The organism is Streptomyces sp. NPDC008137, from assembly GCF_042957035.1.
Classification (GTDB): Bacteria; Actinomycetota; Actinomycetes; order Streptomycetales; family Streptomycetaceae; genus Streptomyces.
Genome location: NZ_JBIBHN010000022.1, coordinates 107,401 through 123,418, shown reverse-complemented (window position 1 = coordinate 123,418; position 16,018 = coordinate 107,401). Strand labels below are relative to the sequence as shown.

The following is a 16,018-nucleotide window of genomic DNA, read 5'->3' as shown; positions in this document are numbered from 1 at the left end:
TCACGCCAGTTGCGGCGGCAGCGGCGCCGCGTGCGTGACGATCAGACCCGACACCGCTCGCGTCAGCGCCACGTACAGGCGCCGCAGCCCCGTCCGTTCGTCCGGCTCGCCGTCGACCACGGCCCGCGGCTCGTCCAGCACGACGTAGTCGTACTCCAGGCCCTTCGCGAGCGAGGCCGGGACCAGGGTCAGGCGGGTCTCCCGGGTGGTCTCCTCGCCGGGGCCCAGGTACGGGATCCCGGCCTCCGCCAGGGCCCGTGCCAGCTCCGGGATCCGGGCGTCCGCCGCGATCAGGCCGGTCGAGCCCTCGTTGCGCAGCAGCTCGCGGCAGGCCTCGACCACGCCGGTGGTCCCGGCGACCTCCCGGACCTCGAAGTGGCCCGGGTTCTCGCGGATCGACACGACCGGGGTGAGGCCCGGGGCGATGTGCGGCAGCAGCCGGGAGGCGTAGGTGATGACGTCCGTCGGGACGCGGAAACCGGCCGTCAGCTCCTCCACCACCGCGTCCTGCTTGCCCAGGTGGGTCAGCGCCTCCTGCCAGCCGCGGGTCGCCCAGGGCGTGGTGCCCTGCGCCAGGTCGCCGAGGACGGTCGCGCTGCCGGTGGTGCAGCGGCGGCCGACCGCCCGGTACTGCATGGGGGAGAGGTCCTGCGCCTCGTCGAGGACGACATGCCCGAGGGAGTGCGTGCGCTGGATCAGGTCGGTGGCCTCGTCGATGAGGACGGCGTCGGCCGCCGCCCACTTGGCGGACTTGACGCTGCGCGCCGGTCGCGCCCACAGGATCGCCTTCCGCTCCTCCTCGTCGAGGATCCCCTCCGCGTGCTCGGCGAGGAAGTCCGCGTCCGACAGCAGGCGCAGCACCAGTTTCGCCGGATCGACGGCCGGCCACACCGTCTTCACCGCCGCCTTGACCGCGCTGTTGCGGGCCACCGCGTCCTGCACCCGGTCGTCCGGCGCCTCGCCCGACCGCTCCATCTGCACCAGCACGGCGTGCGCGATGCGCTGCGGCAGGGCCTCGCGGGCGGCGCCGTAGCGGATGCCGCGGTCCAGCAACTCGCGGACGATGTCCTCCAGTTCGTACTGCGCGACCCGCCAGCGGCGGGAGCCGCGTACGACCACGACAGGCTCGGTGGGCAGGGTGACGTGCGCGTAGAGGGCCCTGCGCAGTACCTGGGCCATGCGGGCGTCACCCTTGACGACCGCGGCCGTGGCGTCGTCCGTGCCCTTGATCTCGACGTGCGCCACCAGGTCCTCGACGGTGGCCTGCTGGACGCTCAACTCGCCCAGGGCGGGGAGCACTTGCTCGATGTAGTGCAGGAAGGACCGGTTGGGTCCGATGACCAGGGTGCCGGTACGGGCGAGGCGCTCGCGGTGGGCGTAGAGGAGGTAGGCGACCCGGTGCAGGCCGACGGCGGTCTTCCCGGTGCCCGGACCGCCCTGCACGCACACCGAGCCGGAGAGCCCGGACCGTACGATCTCGTCCTGCTCGGGCTGGATCGTCGCGACGATGTCCCGCATCGGGCCGACACGCGGACGCTCGATCTCCTGCTGGAGCAGCCGGCTGGTCTTCGCCGCCTCGGCCGGGTCCGAGAGACGCTCGTCCTCGTACGCCGTGATGTCGCCGCGGGTGTACCCGAAGCGGCGGCGCAGCGCGATGTCCTGCGGGTCCTTCTTGGAGGCCCGGTAGAACGGCTGCGAGACCGGTGCGCGCCAGTCGATCACCATGGGGTCGCCGTCGGCGTCGTGCACATGCCGCCGCCCGATGTAGAAGCGCTCGCCCTCCGCGCCCTCGGCCTGCTCGGCGCCCGGGGTGTGCAGATAGTCGAGCCGCCCGAAGAACAGCGGGGTGTCGCTGAGGTCGGCCAGGGCCTTGATGCGCTCCTCGATCTGGTGGTTCAGCGCCTCCGCGTTGACCCAGTTCGCGGTGACGTCGCTGATGTCGAGGGCCTCGACGTCCTCGCGCATGGCGCGCAGGGCGGAACGGGACGAGGCGAGGTGGGAGCGCTCACGGGAGAGCGGGTCGTCGACGGGCGTGGACAAGGGAGTGCCTCCGGAGGACCTGCGGAAGGAATGGCGGTGAGATACCGGCCGGTTTCCGTCCGGTCGGCGGCGCTCCCTCGGGGAGGCGGGCAAGAGCGGAGATCCTAGAGGAGCGGGGAAGGCGACCGCCAACGGTTTTCCGGCGACCCGGAAGGGTTGCCGGCGTACGAGGTCATACGAGCGGAGGACGCGGACTCGGTCCCTGGACCGACGCGGGCTTTACGGGCGAAACCGCACCATGGAGACATGAGCGCAGCAACCCTTTCCCCTGCCCCCGCACCGGGCCGGCCGCCGGGTGCCACCGCCGTGACCGGCAGCCACCGCCACCGCCTCGGCGACGCCCTGCGCGCCGTCAAGGTCTTCGCGGGCGCCGCCTTCGACGTGATCGTCCTCGGACAGTACGGCGAGGAGGTCGGCGTGGTCCGCCGCAAGTGAGCCGACAGACCCGCCCCACGGAAGGACCGGCCGGTCTCAGCTGTCCGCCAGCAGCTCGTCCGCGTCCACGATCCGGTACGCGTACCCCTGCTCCGCCAGGAAGCGCTGCCGGTGGGCCGCGAAGTCCTGGTCGACGGTGTCCCGGGCGACCACGGAGTAGAAGTGGGCCTGGTGGCCGTCCGACTTGGGTCGCAGCACCCGGCCCAGGCGCTGGGCCTCCTCCTGGCGGGAGCCGAAGGTACCCGACACCTGGATCGCGACCGTCGCCTCCGGCAGGTCGATCGAGAAGTTCGCGACCTTGGAGACGACCAGCACGCTGATCTCGCCCTCGCGGAAGGCGTCGAAGAGCTTCTCGCGCTGCGCGTTCGACGTCTCGCCCTTGATCACGGGCGCGCCCAGGTGCTCACCCAGCTCGTCGAGCTGGTCGATGTACTGGCCGATCACCAGGATCTGCTGCCCGGCGAAGCGGCGGACGATCGCCTCGGTGACCTTCCGCTTGGTCGCGGTCGTGGCGCAGAAGCGGTACTTCTCCTCCGTCTCGGCCGTGGCGTACGCGAGCCGCTCGGAGTCCGTCAGATTGACCCGGACCTCGACGCAGTCGGCGGGCGCGATGTAGCCCTGCGCCTCGATCTCCTTCCACGGCGCGTCGAACCGCTTGGGCCCGATCAGGGAGAACACGTCCGACTCGCGGCCGTCCTCACGGACCAGGGTGGCGGTCAGGCCGAGGCGGCGACGCGCCTGCAGATCCGCGGTGAACTTGAAGACCGGCGCCGGCAGCAGGTGCACCTCGTCGTAGACGACCAGGCCCCAGTCCCGCGAGTCGAACAGCTCCAGGTGCGGATAGACGCCCTTCCGCTTGGTCGTCAGCACCTGGTACGTGGCGATCGTGACGGGCCGGATCTCCTTGCGCGTCCCGCTGTACTCGCCGATCTCGTCCTCGGTGAGCGAGGTCCGCCGCACCAGCTCGTGCTTCCACTGCCGGGCGGAGACGGTGTTGGTGACGAGGATCAGCGTCGTGGACTTCGCCTGTGCCATCGCCCCGGCCCCGACCAGCGTCTTCCCGGCGCCACAGGGCAGGACGACGACGCCGGAGCCGCCGTGCCAGAAGTTCTCGACCGCCTGCTTCTGGTACGGCCTGAGCGCCCAGCCGTCCTCGGCCAGCTCGATCGAATGCGCCTCGCCGTCGACGTACCCGGCGAGGTCCTCGGCCGGCCAGCCCAGCTTCAGCAGGGTCTGCTTGATCTGCCCGCGCTCGGAGGGGTGCACGGCGACGGTGTCCGGGTCGATCCGGGCGCCGACCAGCGGTGTGATCCGCTTCGAGCGCAGGATCTCCTCCAGCACCGGCCGGTCGGTGGTGGTCAGGACCAGGCCGTGCGCCGGGTGCTTGGACAGGGTGAGCCGGCCGTAGCGGTCCATCGTCTCGGCGATGTCGACGAGCAGCGCGTGCGGCACCGGATAGCGGCTGTACTCCACCAGCGCGTCCACGACCTGCTCTGCGTCATGGCCCGCCGCGCGCGCGTTCCACAGGCCCAGCGGGGTCACCCGGTAGGTGTGGATGTGCTCCGGCGCCCGCTCCAGCTCCGCGAAGGGGGCGATGACACGACGGCAGTCGTCGGCCCGCTCGTGGTCGACTTCCAGGAGCAGGGTCTTGTCGGACTGGACGATCAGCGGACCATTCACACGCGGCACCCTTTCTGCGGCCAAACGTCCAGTGTGCCTGATCGACGCCCCCCGAGGGTGTGATCTGCGCTGCTGGAACGACACCGGTCCTACAGAATGCCTTTTCATCCCAACGTGTGGTGTGAATTCAGTTTTTCCACCGTCTCCCCGAAGAATGGCGAACCGTGCAGAATACGCCGACGACCACGCTCGGATACGCCCTGTTCGCCACCCGCTGGCTCCAGGCCCCGCTGTACTTCGGGCTGGTGGCCGCGCAGGGCGTCTACGTCTACAAGTTCTTCAAGGAGCTGTGGACCTTAATTCTGATGTGCGTGAGCGGGCACGCCACCGAGACGTATGTGATGCTCGCCGTGCTCAAGCTCGTCGACGTCGTCATGATCGCCAATCTGCTGATCATGGTGATCGTCGGCGGCTACGAGACCTTCGTCTCGCGCATCGGCCTCCAGGGCCACCGCGACCAGCCGGAATGGCTCTCGCACGTCAACTCCAACGTACTGAAGGTCAAGCTCGCCACCGCGATCGTGGGCATCTCCTCCGTGCATCTGCTCCAGATGTTCGTGGACGTCCACCACACCTCCCACCACTCCCTGCTGTGGGGGACGGTGATCCACATGGCGTTCATCGCCTCGGCGGCGATCCTCGCGTACATGTCGGGGCCGATGGCGGCGCAGAGCGATCGCGGACACACCGACCGCCCCCACACCGACCATGCGCAGGCCGGGCACCCGCAGGCCGTGCTCCCGCGGCCGGGCCAGGACACCCCGGCGATCACGTTGCCCTCACCCCGGCAGCCGGAGCCGGGCCCCGTGCCGGAACCCGACGCGGACGCCGAGGCCCGGATCCGCGCGGCCGGCTTCCCCGCCCGCAAGCAGCTGGAGGACTTCGACCAGCAGCACCCCCGTGGCTTCGACCGGGAGACCGTGGCCCGGCTCGGCAAGGCGGACTTCGTCGCCGCCCGGCGCAATGTGGTCTTCGTCGGCCCGACCGGCACCGGCAAGACACATCTGGCCGTCGCCCTGGGCGTGCGGGCCTGCCAGGCCGGGCACCGGGTGCTGTTCGCGACCGCCGCCGACTGGGCCGCCCGGCTGTCCGAGGCCCGGGCCGCCGGCCGGCTCGACGCGGAGCTGGCCGCCCTCGACGAACACCCCCTCCTGATCGTCGACGAGATCGGCTACACGCCCTTCGACGCGGCCACCGCCGGCCTGTTCTTCCGGCTGGTCGCGCACCGCTACGAGCGTGGCTCGCTGATCGTGACCAGCGACCGCCCGCTCGGCCGCTGGGACGAGGTCTTCGGTGCCTCCGCACCCGCGATGGCGGACCGCCTCGCCCATCACGCCGAGGTCGTCCGGCTGGAGGGCGACAGCTACCGGACCCGCCGCGCTACCGCGGCGTGGACAGACTGATGGTGTTGACCAGCGGGCCCTCGACGGAGACGCCCTCGCCCACCAGGGACTCGGCGTGGGCCGCCGGGATCGGCAGCGGCAGCGCGGCCGGGGCCGCCGCGGCCGAGGGCGCGAGCACGGCCACGAGGGCGGCGGCGGAGAGGACGACGGCGGGAAGCTTTTCACGCATGGCGGCAGGGCCTTTCACGGGCTGATCGGTGAGGGACACAGCACCGCGGGCCGGCCCGGAACACGGGGCCGGCCCCGACGGGTGCGCGGAGGCGGATCAGATCTGCGGCGTCTCGATGACAAGGCCGGCGACATCGATGCCGACCGCCGCGGCCGGGGTGGCGAGCCCTCCGAACATCAGGGCGGCGGTGGCCAGGACGGCGGCGACTCGACGGGCAGCACGCATGCTGGGACTTCCTTTCGGCAGTGCTCACAGGAACACCCGGTGGCTGCCCCCGGGCACAGCGCGGGATGCGGCACGCCCGGCAACGTCGCCCGAGGGTGGGACATCCCCGGCGTGGCGTGCATGAACGCCGTCGTGCACCCGAACGGGTGAGACAACGCTTCTGCCCAGGAGGAGTCAGCCCGCGTCGTCGGCCAGCTCCGCGACCCCGGTGATCCGGTGCAGCGGATACGTACGGACCTCGTCCGCCGTGTGGTCGTACGCCGTGACGAAGCCGCCCTCGACGCGGACGGGCGCGATGACCCGCTGGCTGGCGGTGCCCTCGGCGTTGACGTAGCCGATCCACAGGGCCTCGCCGGTCAGGACGGCGGCCTGCATGGTGGCGAGGGTTTCGGCGGAACCGGTGCGGGGCAGCTCGCCGTTGACCGCCGGGGCGGTGCCGGGCTTGCGAGGTGTGGTGGAGGCCAGGTCGCCCGCCCGGATGGCGCGCAGCGCCGCCGCGAGGAGGACGTCGTCGGGGACCGGCGGGCCGTCCGGCACCGGCTCGGGCGCCGTACGCGGGGGAGTGCGGTGGGCGAGGGCGCGGGTGATCAGCACATCGCCCTCGGCGGACTCGGCGGCCGGTGCGAACCCCATCGCCCGCAGGCCTTCGAGGAGGCCCGCGGGGTCGGCCTGCGCGGCCAGCACGGTCGGGGCGAGCCGCCGCAGGCCCAGCCCGGCGGCCCGTTTGTCGGCCAGGATCTCGTTGAGTACCGCGTCGTCGTCGCAGCGCACATACGCCGAGGCCGCGCCGACCCGCAGATGGCCGTGTCTGCGGGCCACGTCGTCGATCAGATAGGCGAGCGGCTGCGGCACCGGCGTACGGGAGTGCGCGGCGAGGAAGGCGTGCAGGTCGGAGGCGGCCTGCCCGGCGTCGAGCGCGCGCCGCACCGAGCCGGGCGTGAACCGGTAGACGGTGGCACCGCCCTTGGACTCGACGTCCGCCAGCACTCCGAGCATGTCGGCGAGCGGGCGCCGCAGGGGCCCGGGCGCCACCGCCGTCAGGTCGGCCTGGAGCAGCACGTGGTCCAGCGGCTCGGGCAGCTGGGGTGTGAGGAGCCGGGCCGCCGCGGCGGAGGCGACGGCCTGTTCGGCGGGGGAGAGGGGAGCGACCGGGGCGGGTCGATGGTGGTGGTGATGGACGGGGAGCTTGTCTCCCGGACCCGCCGATCCGGAGGGCTCCGCTTCGGGGTGCTTCACGGCCGCCGCCGGTCCCAGCAGGGCCCGGCCATGGCCCGACAACGCGCCCCGGCCGGTCACGCCCAGCAGCTCCGCCTCGGACAGGGCCCACCGGGCGAGGCGGGTGCGCGGGTCGTCCTCGTGCTGCGCGCCGCGCAGGGGACGCTCCCAGCGCAGCCGGGCCAGCACCGACTCCGCGTCCGGCGCGGCCCCCTCCGGCAGCCCGGCCAGCAGCGCCAGCACCCGGTGCCGTACCTCGGGCGCCGCCGAGCGGTCCAGGCCCGGCCCGAGCGCCGACAACGTACGGTCCTTCGCGTCCCGCCCGCCCACCAGGCCGGCCGTCCGGGTCGCCGCGAGCCACGCCGTGGCCAGCCGCGACCAGCGCTCGGCGGGCGGCGCCTCCAGCCACTCGTCGTAGGCCGGGGTCGCCGCGTACCGCTCGTCGGCCTCACCGTCCGAGGCGATCAGGCCCGCCGCGTACGCCAGTTCCACCCAGAACGCGGCGACCGGCTCGGGCACGTCGAGCGCGACGGCGGTCCGCTTCAGGTCCCGCACGCTCAGCCCGCCGGCCCGCAGCACCGCGGGCCCGCCCTCGTCCCAGTCCTTCAGCAGCTCCTCGACGGTCGCCAGCGCGGTGTACGCCTGCCCGGCCGCCGTACTGTCCACAACCTGTGGACGATGCGCGGCGGTGGCCTCGACCACCGGCGGCACGGGCTCGGGCGTCCGGTGCGCGAGCCCTCGTCGCAGGTGCAGGGCGACCTCGCGCGGCAGGACGACCGTCCCCGGCGCCGTCGGCAGCAGCAGCCCCCGGTCCAGCAGCCAGCGCAGCCGCGCCGCCGGGTCCGCGGTGACCTGCCCGTACGGCGGCCCCCACACCAGGCGTTCGAGCACCTCCAGGGAGTCGGCCGGGGCGTCGGCGAGCAGCGCGGCCATTCGGGCCCGGTCCGTGAACAGGCCGGTGAGGGCGGTCACAGCGGAGACCGAGTCATGGGTCGAGGCCAGCCCGGCCGTCGTGACGATCTCCTGGATCCGCCCCGGGGACATCCCGGCGGTGGCCTCCTGGACCGTGGGGCCGAGACCGGTCGGCGAGGGGTGCTGCGGCGCGGGTGCCAGCAGCTCACGCGCCGTACGGACCAGCCGCAGCCGGTCGTCGCCGCCCCAGACCAGGGCCTGCTCGCGCAGGACGTCCACGGCGTGCGGCAGGGCGGCGACCACGGCCGGGTCGGCGTCGTCCCCGGCGGTGAGCCCGAGCAGTTCGCCGTACGTCGCCGGGTCCGCCGCCACGGCCAGCGCCTCGGCCGTCTGCAGCGTGAACCGGTCCAGCCGCTCCAGGGCCCGCACGACCGAGGCGCGGGTGCCGGCCCGGGTCGCGAGCTGGGTGAGGTCGGTCGGCACGGGCGTGATGAGGTCCGGGCGGCTGCGCAGGAGCGCGCCCAGCGCGGCATCGCCCCGCGCGCGGAGCGCTTCGGCGAGGGAGCGGGGGGCCGGGGGCCTGTCCTCGGTGCTCATCCGGTCCACGGTAGCGGGTCGCCTCGGGCGGCCGGGCCGACTGCGGGCACCCCCGGCCCCGATCGCGGTACGGGCTTTTGGCCGACCCGCCGGTCCTCGCGATACCGTCGTCCGACGGCGTCAGCCAACGCACCCGCCCCGGAGGGGACTTCGTGGGGATTGAGAGCGACCAGGTCGTTTACGAGTATCTGAGCCGTGTCGGCGACGTGGCCCAGCAGCGGCAGTTGTCCTCGGCCACCCGGATGCGCCTGGTCGCGGACCTGCGCAATGAGATCGACCGGCGCCGCGCGAAAGCCACCGTGGACTCGCCCGCCGCCGTCCGCCGCATCCTGACCCGCATGGGCAGCCCCGACGAGGTCGTGGCGGCGGCAGCGGACGGCACCGGCGGCCCGCCCCAGGGCGCCACCCCCGCCCCCGCTTCCGTCCCCGTGCAGCGCGACGCCGAGCCGGAGGAACGGCCGAAGGGGGTCCTGCGGCGCGTCGTCCCCCGGCCCCGCCCGGCCCGGCCCGCCGGGGAGTCGCACCCGGCGCCCTCCGACGGCCCGGCCCCGCCGCACCTGGCCGCCGGGCACGAGCTCGGGGACAGCGTCGTCCAGCCCGACTGGTGGCGGGTGGACAGCAGCCCGTTCGGCGTGGGCGAGGAGGTGCCGGGCTTCGTGGGCGGCGTGGAACTGCCGGACCTGCTGAAGCCACCGCAGCCGAGGAAGCCGGAGCTGGAGAAGACGGCCGCCGAGGAGACCGAGCCGGCCGTCGAGGCCGTCGAGGAAGCGGCCGGGACCGGCGCCCGTCGCCGCCTGCCCCGGCTGCCGGGCGGCAGCTGGAGCAACCCGCTGCTCCTCGCCGCCGCCGCTCTGCTCGTCGCGGGCGCCGTGCTCGGCAACTGGTTCGTGCTGCTCCTCGGCTGGCTCATCGCCTACGCCTCGCGCCGGCTGACCCAGGCCGAGACGAAGTGGGCGGTCATGGTCCTGCCCGGGCTCGCCCTCACGTCGGGCCTGGTCTGGCTCTGGGGCAGGATGAACGGCCGCTGGGGCACCCCGATCGCCGAGGGCCACATGAACGACGCGGTCTCCGAGACCTGGCCCTGGGTGGTGCGGGGCGCGGCGGTGGCGTCGGCGCTGTTCCTGGTCTGGCGCTCCCAGCGTCAGAAGTAACCGGCACCCCGGGGACGCCTGCCCGTCACCCGCCCTGGGCACAATGGCCCATATGGCACTCACCGTCGGTTTCGACCTGGACATGACCCTCATCGACTCCCGCCCCGGCATCCGCGCCTGCTACCAGGCGCTGTCCGAGCGGACGGGGACGTACATCGACGCCGATCTGGCGGTCACGCGGCTCGGGCCGCCGCTGGCCGATGAGCTGATCAACTGGTTCCCGGCCGAGGAGGTCGCGGACATGGCCGACCTGTACCGCGCGATGTACCCGTCGATCGCCATCGCCGCGACCCCGGCGATGACCGGCGCCGCCGAGGCCATCGCGGCCGTACGGGAGGCCGGCGGACGGGCGATAGTCGTCACCGCCAAGTACGAGCCCAACGCCAAGCTGCACCTCGCCCACCTCGGCATGGAGCCCGACGCGGTGATCGGCGACCTGTGGGCCGAGCGGAAGGCGGAGGCGCTGCGCGAGCACGACGCGGCCGTCTACGTCGGCGACCACGTCGGGGACGTGCGCGGCGCCCGGACGGCCGGCGCGCTGTCCGTCGCCGTGGCCACCGGTCCCTGCTCCCCGGAGGAACTGCGCGCGGCGGGCGCGGACGTCGTCCTCGGGGATCTGACGGAATTCCCCGGGTGGCTTTCGGACTACCGGCCCGCGCGCGCCTGACGCCGGCCGGCCGCCACGGAACGCAGTACTCCCGCGCCGGCCATCAGGAAACCGACCGCCATGAGCATGCTCAATCCGAACATGTACGTCGGAAAGGGCGTCGTCCCGAGGAACAGCGGGGCGACCGTGACCAGTGTGGCCACGGCACCGATGAAGAAGACGATGGCACCGGCACGGACCAGACGGTCACCGGGCGCGGCGGAATTCGTTTGGGTTTTGTCACGCACCCGACCAGGGTAGTTCCCAGCCCGAAGGAACAACCCGGTGACGTCTTGTCACCGGCCTGAAGAGCACTAGCCTTGGTACCGGCGGGTCCGTGCGGCCCGCCCGAGTGCTATCAAGAGCCGTTTCCCGAAGCAGTTTTCCGACGAGTACGAGGACGAGGACAGACGTGCCTACCGGCAAGGTCAAGTGGTTCAACAGCGAGAAGGGCTTCGGCTTTCTCTCCCGCGACGACGGCGGTGACGTCTTCGTCCATTCCTCGGTCCTCCCCGCCGGAGTCGAGACGCTCAAGCCCGGTCAGCGAGTGGAGTTCGGCGTGGTCGCCGGGCAGCGCGGCGACCAGGCCCTGTCCCTGGCGATTCTGGACCCGACCCCCTCGGTCGCCGCCGCGACGCGCAAGAAGCCGGACGAACTCGCCTCGATCGTCCAGGACCTCACGACCCTGCTGGAGAACATCACCCCGATGCTGGAGCGGGGCCGCTATCCCGAGCGCACCTCCGGCAAGAAGATCGCCGGCCTGCTGCGGGCGGTCGCCGACCAGCTGGACGTCTGAGACTCCCGGGGGCTTCAGGGAAAGCGCAGCGCGTTCGGGCCGAGGGGCGGTACGAGTCCCTCGGCCGCCGCGCGGGTCAGCAGTCCCCGTACGGCCGCGTAGCCGTCCTCGCCGAGACCGGCCGTGAACTCGTTGACGTACAGCCCGATGTGCTGGTCGGCGACGGCCGGGTCCATCTCCTGGGCGTGCTCCATGACGTACGGGCGGGACACCTCGGGGTCGTCCCAGGCGGCGCGCACGGACGTCCGGATGGAGTCGGCGAGCAGCCGCAGCTTCTGCTCGCCCAGCGACCGCTTGGCGATGATCGCGCCCAGCGGGATCGGCAGCCCGGTGGTGTGCTCCCAGTGCTCGCCCATGTCGGCGAGCTTGTGCAGGCCGTAGCCCCCGTAGGTGAAGCGCGCCTCGTGGATCACGAGCCCCGCGTCGACCTTCCCGTCCCGCACGGCGGGCATGATCTCGTGGAACGGCATGACGACGATCTCGCCGACCCCGTCGGCCAGCGTGTCGGCGGCCCACAGCCGGAACAGCAGATAGGCGGTGGACTTCTCGCTGGGCATGGCGACGGTGCGCCCGGTGAGGTCGACGTCCGCCTCCCGTGTCAGCACCAGCGGCCCGCAGCCCCGCCCCAGCGCACCCCCGCAGGGCAGCAGCGCGTACTCGTCGAGGACGTACGGCAGCACGGCGTACGACACCTTCAGCACGTCGAACTCGCCGCGCTCGGCCATGCCGTTGGTGACGTCGATGTCGGCGAAGGTCACGTCGAGGGAGGGGGCGCCCGGGACGCGGGCGTGGGCCAGGGCGTCGAAGACGAAGGTGTCGTTCGGGCAGGGGGAGTACGCGATCTGCAACTGGTCACTGGTCATGCCGGTTCCAACTCTCCAGTACGGGCCCGAGCTTCCCGAAACCCTCGGTCAAAGCCGCCAGGGCGTCCCCGATGCGCCAGGCGGCGCGGTCACGCGGCCCGACGGGATTCGAGACCGCCCGGATCTCCAGCACCGGCACCCCGTGCGCCCCGGCGGCCTCGGCGACACCGAAGCCCTCCATGGCCTCGGCGAGAGCGGTGGGGTGCCGCTCGCGCAGCGCGGTGGCCCTGGCGGCCGTCCCGGTCACGGTGGACACGGTGAGCACGGCCCCGGTCAGCGCCCCGGCGGCCTCGGCGACCCGCCGTACGAGTTCCCCGGGCGGCCGGTGACGTACGGTCCCGAATCCGAGCTCAGTGACCGGCACGAACCCGTCGGGCGTCTCGGCCCCCAGATCGGCCGCGACGATCTCGTCGGCGACGACGAGCGACCCCACGGGCGCCTCCGGCTGGAAGCCGCCACCGATCCCGGCGGAGACGACGAGGTCGTAGGGGGTGCCCTGGAGGGCGGCGGCGGTGAGAGCCGAGGCGGTGGAGGCGGCGGCGAGGGCGGGCCCGACACCGGCGTCGATCACGTCGACGCCGCTACCGCCGTGGAAAGCCCGGGCCACCGCGTCCCTCTCCACAGGAACGGCGGTGGCCACCAGCACCCTGCCCAGCCCAGCGGCAGCGATCAGGCGTCCTTCTTGAGCTTGAAGTTCCAGAGCCCGGACGTGTCCTTCTCGCCCTCCTTGATGGACACCAGCGTCGAGTCGCCCTGCGCGCCGTACTGGGCGTTGAAGAACACGCTGCCCGGGATGGTGCGGTACGTCTTCGTGCTGTTGTCGGTCAGCGGCTGACCGTTCATCAGGATCGTCCAGCCCTTGTCGGCGATCTCCGGGTCGACGCCGAAGCGCACGGTCTCGTCCGGGTCGACCGAGATGGACTTGATGCCCTTGTCCTTCAGGCACTGCGTGAGGTCGGCGGGCTTCAGGGCGTCGCCCTCGCCGCCGCAGGTGGCCTCGGAGTTCACCGTGTCGCTGCCCACGGTGACCGTGGCCATCGGCGTCGGCTTGTCGCAGGCCGACAGGACGAGCAGTCCGGCGGATACGACACCGGCGACAGCGACGGCGCGGCGGCGTCGCACTACGGATTGCAACGTGTTCATGGGCGAAGGTTATCGGGCACACGACCGGGAGTGCCCACGCGGGGTACGGCGTGCCCGTACGGCTACGCCACGCGCGCCCGCGTCGCACCGCCGCGCCGGGCCGAGGCGATCAGCCCCCGTACGGTCGTCAGCCACCCCGTGCCGATGATCACCGCGCCCACCGCCAGCCCGACCGGGCCGTTGAGCGGCAGCACGATGCCGACCGCCCCGCCGAGCACCCAGGCCATCTGCAGCAGGGTCTCGGACCGTGCGAAGGCCGAGGTGCGGACCAGTTCGGGCACGTCCCGCTGGATCAGCGCGTCCAGCGACAGCTTGGCCAGGGCCTGCGCGAAGCCCGCCATCGCCGCCAGACAGGCCACCAGGACCGCGCTGAAGAACACCGAGGCCAGCACCGCCACGCCCACCACACACGCCACGACCGTCACGATGATGATCTCCGGCGCCCGGGAGCGCAGCCATGCCCCGACCGCCGTACCGAGCGCGTTGCCCGCGCCCGCCGAGACGCCCACGATCCCCAGGGACACGGCGGCGCTCTGGCCGGAGACCGGGTGCTCGCGGAGCAGGAAGGCCAGGAAGAAGATCAGGAAGCCGGTGAGACAGCGGATGGAGGCGTTGGCGGCCAGCGCGTGGGTGACGGCCGGGCCGACCGTGCGCAGCCCCGGGCGTTTGACGGGCCTGCGGTGCGGGCCGTGCAGATGCTGTTCGTCCGCGGCCAGCAGCGCGGTGTCCTCGCCCTTGGCGGAGTCGACCTTGGGCGGCAGCGTGAACGACAGGACCGTCCCCGCGATGAAGAGCACGAAGGCACCGTAGAGCGGCCAGCGTGGCCCGATCTGCTGGAGTCCGGCGCCGATCGGGGCGGCGATGCCGGTGGCGAGGAGACCGCCGAGGGTGACCCGCGAGTTGGCCTTCACCAGGGAGAAGCGAGGCGGCAGCAGCCGGGGCACGACGGCGCTTCTGACCACCCCGTACGCCTTCGACGAGACGAGCACGCCGAGCGCCGCCGGGTACAGCTCGATACCGCCGGTGACGACCGCCCCGGACAGGACGATCGCGAGCAGCGCCCGGGCCAGCATCGCGCCGGCCATGGCCGCCCGGCGGCCGTGCGGGACGCGGTCGAGGAGGGGGCCGATCACCGGCGCGAGGAGTGTGAAGGGCGCCATGGTGATGGCGAGGTAGAGCGCGACCCGGCCGCGGGCCTCGTCGGTGGGAACGGAGAAGAAGACGGTCGACGCGAGGGCGACGGTGACCATGACATCGCCGGCGCCGTTCACGCCGTGCAGCTCGATCAGCTTGCCGAGGCCGGACTCGCCGGCGCCGTGCGCGTGGGTGGCCTTGCGGATGCCGCGGGCGGTCCCGGTCACCGGGAAGTGCAGGGCACGGCCGACCGCGCGGAGGGAGCCGCGCATACGGCCCGGTCCGCTCAGTCGGCTGCTTCCCTTGACGGGCGTCTTCGCGGCTGCCACGACGTCATAGTGCCCCGAGAAGGCTGTGGGTAGTGCCATTACCGCTTGTATAGGGCCTGTGGGGTGACTGTCGGATGACTGCCCGGTCGTCGGGTCATGGGACCGTCGGTGTACGTGAAGAGGGGCGGAAGGGTAGCGTGCGTATCTCAGCCATCCCGCAAAATGGATGAAGGACGTCGACGCGGTCCCCCGGTCCGCTCCGTCCGCCCCCGCGCTGGGAGTGGCGCACTCGTGAGACGGCGTATGGAGAGAAGCGATACCTGTGAGCGCAGCGACAACGCGAAGCCGCACCCCTGACCGCCTGTGCGCCGAGGCCGTCGACCTCGCGCGCGCCGCAGCCGAGGAGGCCGCGGCGCCAGGGATCGTCGGCGAGCACGTGGGGGCGGTCTCCGAGGGAGACCGCGTTGTCACGCACTTCTTCGAGTGCCGGGAGCTGGGGTACCGGGGCTGGCGCTGGGCCGTGACGGTGGCCCGGGCGTCCCGGGCGAAGATCGTCACGGTGGACGAGGCGGCGCTGCTGCCCGGCCCGGACGCGGTGCTCGCGCCCGAGTGGGTGCCGTGGAGCGAGCGGCTGCGCCCCGGCGACATGGGGCCGGGCGATCTGCTGCCCACGGACGCCGAGGACCTGCGTCTGGAGCCCGGCTACACGGGAGAGGACGAGCCGGCGCCGAATTCCCCCGTCTCGCACGAGCTGGCCGACCTGGTGGAGGCCGAGGACGCGGACGTCGCCGCGGGCCCCCCGTCCGGCTTCCTCCCGGTCGTCCCGTCCCGCGGCTCCATCACCGGAGTGGCGGAGGAGCTCGGCATGCGCCGGGCCCGCGTCCTGTCCCGCTACGGCCTGTACACTGCGGCCGACCGCTGGGAGGAGGCGTTCGGCCCCAAGACGCCCATGGCCCAGTCGGCCCCGGCGGCCTGCGTCACCTGCGGCTTCCTCGCCCCCATCGGCGGCTCCCTCGGCCAGGCCTTCGGCGTCTGCGCCAACGAGTTCTCCCCGGCCGACGGCCGCCTCGTCTCACTCACCTACGGCTGCGGCGGCCACTCCGAGGCCGCGGTCATGCCCCGCCCCCCGCAGCCGCCCTCCCCGGTCATCGACGAGACCCGGGTCGACCCGTTCCCGCTGCGCCCGGCACCGGACTCGGGCTCGGTGGCGGCGACGGCGGACGAGGACTCGGAGGAACTGGGCCACTCGTAGCGGCCCGCGCGTTCCGGAGCCGGTAGCGCCGGGCGGGCGCGCACCCCCCGCTCCACAGGCGGTACCTTCGTCCTCACGCCGACGAGGA

Annotated in this window: 16 protein-coding genes; 6 read left to right on the top strand and 10 right to left on the bottom strand. The window is 72.9% G+C overall.

Annotated elements, in window-relative coordinates:
- Positions 1-2,040, bottom strand: a complete 2,040-nt coding sequence (locus ACFZBT_RS28910; RefSeq protein ID WP_391109375.1) for an ATP-binding domain-containing protein — start codon at positions 2,038-2,040, stop codon at positions 1-3.
- 246 nt (positions 2,041-2,286) lie between these two features.
- On the opposite strand from ACFZBT_RS28910, the gene ACFZBT_RS28905 reads away from it, so the two are divergent.
- Positions 2,287-2,475, top strand: a complete 189-nt coding sequence (locus ACFZBT_RS28905; protein WP_184599430.1) for a hypothetical protein — start codon at positions 2,287-2,289, stop codon at positions 2,473-2,475.
- Between the two features lie 36 nt (positions 2,476-2,511).
- On the opposite strand, the gene ACFZBT_RS28900 is transcribed toward ACFZBT_RS28905, so the two are convergent.
- Positions 2,512-4,155, bottom strand: a complete 1,644-nt coding sequence (locus ACFZBT_RS28900) for a DNA repair helicase XPB (protein ID WP_391109372.1) — start codon at positions 4,153-4,155, stop codon at positions 2,512-2,514.
- Between the two features lie 164 nt (positions 4,156-4,319).
- On the opposite strand from ACFZBT_RS28900, the gene istB reads away from it, so the two are divergent.
- Positions 4,320-5,558, top strand: a complete 1,239-nt coding sequence (gene istB / locus ACFZBT_RS28895) for an IS21-like element helper ATPase IstB (protein WP_391109369.1) — start codon at positions 4,320-4,322, stop codon at positions 5,556-5,558.
- Here istB and ACFZBT_RS28890 read toward each other — a convergent pair.
- The 3 genes from ACFZBT_RS28890 to ACFZBT_RS28880 all read right to left on the bottom strand — a co-directional run bounded on the left by ACFZBT_RS28890 (position 5,536) and on the right by ACFZBT_RS28880 (position 8,676).
- Positions 5,536-5,727 (bottom strand): hypothetical protein, encoded by a 192-nt coding sequence (locus ACFZBT_RS28890; RefSeq protein ID WP_391109367.1) that lies wholly within the window; start codon positions 5,725-5,727, stop codon positions 5,536-5,538. The two genes, istB and ACFZBT_RS28890, sit on opposite strands and share 23 nt — an antisense overlap.
- 96 nt (positions 5,728-5,823) lie before the next feature.
- Entirely contained in the window at positions 5,824-5,952 is a 129-nt protein-coding gene (locus ACFZBT_RS28885) for a hypothetical protein (protein WP_391109364.1), read from the bottom strand.
- Between the two features lie 174 nt (positions 5,953-6,126).
- Entirely contained in the window at positions 6,127-8,676 is a 2,550-nt protein-coding gene (locus ACFZBT_RS28880; RefSeq protein ID WP_391109361.1) for a helicase-associated domain-containing protein, read from the bottom strand.
- Between the two features lie 152 nt (positions 8,677-8,828).
- Here ACFZBT_RS28880 and ACFZBT_RS28875 point away from each other — a divergent pair, with 152 nt between their 5' ends.
- Both ACFZBT_RS28875 and ACFZBT_RS28870 read left to right on the top strand, forming a co-directional pair.
- The gene (locus tag ACFZBT_RS28875; RefSeq protein ID WP_391109358.1) at positions 8,829-9,827 is read left to right on the top strand and encodes a hypothetical protein; all 999 of its coding nucleotides are present in this window, start codon (positions 8,829-8,831) and stop codon (positions 9,825-9,827) included.
- Between the two features lie 43 nt (positions 9,828-9,870).
- Positions 9,871-10,494, top strand: a complete 624-nt coding sequence (locus ACFZBT_RS28870) for a haloacid dehalogenase-like hydrolase (protein WP_391109355.1) — start codon at positions 9,871-9,873, stop codon at positions 10,492-10,494.
- Here the strand turns inward: ACFZBT_RS28870 and ACFZBT_RS28865 are convergent.
- Complete coding sequence (locus ACFZBT_RS28865; protein WP_010035898.1) at positions 10,473-10,721, bottom strand: hypothetical protein; 249 nt, start codon at positions 10,719-10,721, stop codon at positions 10,473-10,475. The genes ACFZBT_RS28870 and ACFZBT_RS28865 overlap by 22 nt on opposite strands.
- 164 nt (positions 10,722-10,885) lie before the next feature.
- Between ACFZBT_RS28865 and ACFZBT_RS28860 the strand changes: the two genes are divergently transcribed.
- Positions 10,886-11,269: a cold shock domain-containing protein gene (locus ACFZBT_RS28860; RefSeq protein WP_391109352.1), complete on the top strand. Its 384-nt coding sequence runs from the start codon at positions 10,886-10,888 to the stop codon at positions 11,267-11,269.
- 14 nt (positions 11,270-11,283) lie between these two features.
- On the opposite strand, the gene ACFZBT_RS28855 is transcribed toward ACFZBT_RS28860, so the two are convergent.
- From ACFZBT_RS28855 to ACFZBT_RS28840, 4 genes are all read right to left on the bottom strand, one after another.
- Complete coding sequence (locus ACFZBT_RS28855; RefSeq protein WP_391109349.1) at positions 11,284-12,132, bottom strand: MqnA/MqnD/SBP family protein; 849 nt, start codon at positions 12,130-12,132, stop codon at positions 11,284-11,286.
- A complete protein-coding gene (locus ACFZBT_RS28850; RefSeq protein ID WP_391109346.1) occupies positions 12,122-12,772 on the bottom strand; it encodes a futalosine hydrolase in 651 nt (216 codons plus the stop codon). Before ACFZBT_RS28850 ends, ACFZBT_RS28855 begins: the two co-directional genes overlap by 11 nt.
- Before the next feature lie 29 nt (positions 12,773-12,801).
- Positions 12,802-13,275: a DUF2771 domain-containing protein gene (locus ACFZBT_RS28845; RefSeq protein WP_391109343.1), complete on the bottom strand. Its 474-nt coding sequence runs from the start codon at positions 13,273-13,275 to the stop codon at positions 12,802-12,804.
- Between the two features lie 62 nt (positions 13,276-13,337).
- Entirely contained in the window at positions 13,338-14,738 is a 1,401-nt protein-coding gene (locus ACFZBT_RS28840; protein ID WP_391109436.1) for an MFS transporter, read from the bottom strand.
- Between the two features lie 262 nt (positions 14,739-15,000).
- On the opposite strand from ACFZBT_RS28840, the gene ACFZBT_RS28835 reads away from it, so the two are divergent.
- Entirely contained in the window at positions 15,001-15,930 is a 930-nt protein-coding gene (locus ACFZBT_RS28835; protein ID WP_391109340.1) for a DUF3027 domain-containing protein, read from the top strand.
- Positions 15,931-16,018 lie beyond the last annotated feature (88 nt).

Coding starts and splice junctions, on each gene's coding strand:
- ACFZBT_RS28905 (WP_184599430.1), top strand. CDS start 2,287: ATGAGCGCAGCAACCCTTTCCCCTGCCCCCGCACCGGGCCGGCCGCCG.
- ACFZBT_RS28890 (WP_391109367.1), bottom strand. CDS start 5,727: ATGCGTGAAAAGCTTCCCGCCGTCGTCCTCTCCGCCGCCGCCCTCGTG.
- ACFZBT_RS28885 (WP_391109364.1), bottom strand. CDS start 5,952: ATGCGTGCTGCCCGTCGAGTCGCCGCCGTCCTGGCCACCGCCGCCCTG.
- ACFZBT_RS28880 (WP_391109361.1), bottom strand. CDS start 8,676: ATGAGCACCGAGGACAGGCCCCCGGCCCCCCGCTCCCTCGCCGAAGCG.
- ACFZBT_RS28870 (WP_391109355.1), top strand. CDS start 9,871: ATGGCCCATATGGCACTCACCGTCGGTTTCGACCTGGACATGACCCTC.
- ACFZBT_RS28855 (WP_391109349.1), bottom strand. CDS start 12,132: ATGACCAGTGACCAGTTGCAGATCGCGTACTCCCCCTGCCCGAACGAC.
- ACFZBT_RS28845 (WP_391109343.1), bottom strand. CDS start 13,275: ATGAACACGTTGCAATCCGTAGTGCGACGCCGCCGCGCCGTCGCTGTC.